The organism is Streptomyces sp. NPDC030995, assembly GCF_055571215.1.
This window is the reverse complement of the sequence record NZ_JBVIFS010000032.1, coordinates 77,215-80,543: the sequence shown is the minus strand read 5'-3', so window position 1 is coordinate 80,543 and position 3,329 is coordinate 77,215. Positions and strand designations below refer to the sequence as shown.

Below are 3,329 nucleotides of genomic sequence, written 5' to 3'. Positions count from 1 at the left end.
CAGCCCGCTGGGCATCGGTCACCGACAACGGCGGAATCTTCGGACCCGGACGACTCATACCGAACTAACGACAAACCTCCGACTCAGGTCACTAGTAGCGGTACTGCTCGTACCCGCCCTGCTGGGGGTACGGGTACTGCTGCGGCGGCTCGGGCTGATCCTCCGCCGGATAGGGCTGGGCCACATCCCGCTGCTGCGGGACCCAGACCCCGCCGGGCGGGGTGTCCGTGGAGTACTGCTGCTGCCCGTAGTCGGGGTACGGGGTGTAGTCGTACGACGGTGACGGGGCGACGCCGCCGCCGATGTACGGGTCCGAGTAGGCGGCGTAGACCTGCTGCTGCTCACCGGTCTGGTAGCCGCCGGAGTAGTCGTAGCCTCCGGAGCCGCCCTGGTTCTGCGGGTCGTAGTACGCCGCGTACTGGTGGGCGTCCTGCTCGGCCGTGGTGAACGGCGAGGCGAAGCCCGCCGTCTGGGACGGGTCGGGGGCGGACGTGAAGCTCTGGATCCCGTAGGACCCGGTCTCCTCGGGCACCGGCTGCGGGCTGTAGACCTCGTCGGCCGCGGCCTCGAACTGCCCTTCGTCGACGGCCCCGTCCGGGCCCTCGTACTCCAGCGCGGTGACCTGGAGGGCCGGTTCCGGCTGAGCCGGGCCACCGGCCCGGCGCCGTCTGGACTGCCGGGTCTGCCGTACGGGTTCCCCGCCGCGGCGCAGCGCCCAGCCGGCGACGAAGCCCTTGCGGAAGGAGAGCGTCACCAGGGTCTGGCCGACGGCGAAGGCCGCCGCGCCGACTCCGATGACCGCCACCGACGGCAGGATCACGCCGGCGACCACGCCGAGGAAGCCGGCGAAGGCGAGCAGGCGCCAGCGGAGCCGGGCCTTGTACTGCATCAGGACCTCGGCAAGCAGCCACAGCGCGACGAAGCCGAACGCGATGTAGAGGACCGTCATTCCCATGCATGGCCCCTCTCGGTACGGCCGACCGCCCGGGACATGGGGGGCCTGCCGGTCAGGCCCGCTGGTGCAGGCCCAGGTTCTCGTAGATTTCGAGAGTCGCCGTGGAATTGTTCAGCGTGATGAAGTGCAGCCCCGGGACACCCTCGGACAGCAGCCGCGCGCAGAACTCCGTGGCGAACTCGATGCCAATGGAGCGTACAGCGGCCGGGTCGTCCTTGACCGCGAGCATGCGTTCTTTCACATCCGCGGGGAAGACCGCGTTGCTGAGTTGGGGCAGTCGGTCGAGCTGCTTGATCGCCACAACAGGCATGACCTCGGGGATGATCGGGGTCTCGCAGCCCGCCTTCTCGACGCTGTCGCGCAGCCGCAGATAATTCTCCGGATCGAAGAACATCTGGGTGATCGCGTAGTCCGCACCGGCGCGGCACTTGTCCACGAAGTGCCGGATGTCCGTATCCCAGTCCGCCGAACGCGGGTGCATCTCGGGGAAGGCCGCGACGCCGACGCAGAAGTCGCCGGACTCCTTGACCAGGCGGACCAGGTCGGCGGCGTAGTGCACGCCCTCGGGGTGCGGCACCCACTCGCCCATCGGGTCGCCCGGCGGGTCTCCGCGCACGACGAGCATGTTGCGGATCCCGGCGTCGGCGAACTGCCCGATGACGTTGCGCAGCTCGGCGACCGAGTGGTCCACGGCGGTGAGGTGCGCGACGGGGGTCAGGGTGGTGTCCGCGGCGATCTGCTCGGTGGCCTTGACGGTGCCGCCGCGGGTGGAGCCGCCGGCTCCGTAGGTCACGGAGACGAAGCTCGGGGATACCGCCTCGACCCTGCGGAGGGCGTTCCAGAGGTTGCGTTCGCCCTTCTCCGTCTTCGGTGCCCAGAACTCGAACGAGTAGGAGCGCCCGGACGCGAGGAGGTCGCGGACCGTGTGTGCACGATCCGACCAGGTGGAAGCGGTACCAGAGGCCATGTGGGCAGGTTAGACGCGGCCCGGCGGACACCGAAGCGCTGTCCATCTTTTGGACACGTTTTTGGACACTTGACGGGCAGGGCTGGGGCTGCGGATCAGCCGAGGCGGGCGCGGACCCGCTTGGCCAGCTCCGCGGCGGCCGCACCGGGGTCGGTGGCCTCGGTGAGGGCGCGGACGACCACGACGCGGGTGGCGCCGGCGTCCAGCACCTCGTCCAGGTTCGTGCTGTCGATGCCGCCGATGGCGAACCAGGGCCGGTCCTGCTCCAGGGAGGCCGCGTACCGGACCAGCCCGAGGCCGGGCGCGTAGCGGCCGGGCTTGGTGGGGGTGGGCCAGCAGGGGCCGGTGCAGAAGTAGTCCACGCCGGGCTCGGCCACGGCCGCGTCGACCTCGGACTCGGCGTGGCAGGAACGGCCGATCAGCACCTGCTCACCCAGGATGGCGCGGGCGGCCGGCACCGGAATGTCGCCCTGGCCGAGGTGCAGGACGTCGGAGCCGATGGCGTGGGCGACGTCGGCGCGGTCGTTCACGGCGAGGAGCTTGCCGTGGCGGCGGGCGGCCTCGGCGAAGACCTGGAGGTGTTCGAGCTCCTCCCCCGCCTCCATGCCCTTGTCGCGGAGCTGAACGATGTCGACGCCGCCGGCCAGCACGGCGTCCAGGAACTCGGGGAGGTCACCCTGCCGCTTGCGGGCGTCCGTGCACAGGTAGAGCCGGGCGTCGGACAGCTGCTGCATGGGTGTACCCCCCGTGGTGGAGGCGGTGTACGGGCCTGCAGGCCCGCACACCGCGGTGGAGCGGATGAAGCGGTGGAGCGGTGGAGCGGTGGAGCGGATCAGGTCAGAGCGCGAGCGCCTGAGCGCGGCGCTTCACCTCCGTGCCGCGATTCTCGCGCAGCGCCTGCACGGGGGTGCCGGGCAGGGTCGGGTCCTCGGTGAAGAGCCATTCCAGGATCTCCTCCTCGGTGAAGCGGTCGTCGCGCAGCACGGTCAGCAGACCGACCAGGCCCTTGACGACCTTGTCGCCGTCGATGAAGGGGGCCGGCACCTGCAGGGAGCGGTTCTCGCCCCGGCGTACGGCGATCAGCTGCCCTTCCTTGACCATCTGGCGGACCCGGGTCACCTCGATGTCGAGCATCTCCGCGATGTCGGGGAGGTACAGCCATGAGGGGACAAGGGCATCGATCTTTGCGTCAATCTCGGTCACGGGAACAAGCCTGCCATCTCGGCTCCGCCGCCGGTACCTGGGTGACCCCGTCCGGGTCGGAGCCGTACTGGTACTGGGGCTCCGCCCCAGACCCCGCGCCTCAAACGCCGGCGAGGCTGAAAGAGCGCCTCACCAAAGGTTTGCGAGCAGGGGGGAGGAGGGGGAGAACCAAAAAGCCGGGTCGGACAAAGGCAAACGCCCGGG

4 protein-coding genes are annotated in these 3,329 nt (G+C 70.1%); all 4 read right to left on the bottom strand.

Translation table 11 applies throughout. The features are described from left to right. Window positions 1-91: 91 nt before the first annotated feature. The 4 genes from ACZ45T_RS32375 to ACZ45T_RS32360 all read right to left on the bottom strand — a co-directional run bounded on the left by ACZ45T_RS32375 (window position 92) and on the right by ACZ45T_RS32360 (window position 3,125). Complete coding sequence (locus ACZ45T_RS32375; RefSeq protein WP_468447633.1) at window positions 92-955, bottom strand: hypothetical protein; 864 nt, start codon at window positions 953-955, stop codon at window positions 92-94. 52 nt (window positions 956-1,007) lie between these two features. Then, entirely contained in the window at window positions 1,008-1,922 is a 915-nt protein-coding gene (metF, locus tag ACZ45T_RS32370) for a methylenetetrahydrofolate reductase [NAD(P)H] (RefSeq protein ID WP_468447631.1), read from the bottom strand. Window positions 1,923-2,017: 95 nt separating this feature from the next. Next, window positions 2,018-2,656 carry a thiamine phosphate synthase gene (gene thiE, locus ACZ45T_RS32365; RefSeq protein ID WP_468447629.1) on the bottom strand — a complete coding sequence of 213 codons (639 nt, stop codon included), beginning with the start codon at window positions 2,654-2,656 and terminating at the stop codon, window positions 2,018-2,020. A gap of 103 nt (window positions 2,657-2,759) precedes the next feature. Beyond that, the gene (locus ACZ45T_RS32360) at window positions 2,760-3,125 is read right to left on the bottom strand and encodes an Rv2175c family DNA-binding protein (RefSeq protein ID WP_468447627.1); all 366 of its coding nucleotides are present in this window, start codon (window positions 3,123-3,125) and stop codon (window positions 2,760-2,762) included. Between the last annotated feature and the right edge of the window lie 204 nt (window positions 3,126-3,329).

Excerpts from the sequence above, each read along its gene's own strand:
- metF (WP_468447631.1), bottom strand. The coding sequence starts at position 1,922 with ATGGCCTCTGGTACCGCTTCCACCTGGTCGGATCGTGCACACACGGTC.
- thiE (WP_468447629.1), bottom strand. The coding sequence starts at position 2,656 with ATGCAGCAGCTGTCCGACGCCCGGCTCTACCTGTGCACGGACGCCCGC.
- ACZ45T_RS32375 (WP_468447633.1), bottom strand. The coding sequence starts at position 955 with ATGGGAATGACGGTCCTCTACATCGCGTTCGGCTTCGTCGCGCTGTGG.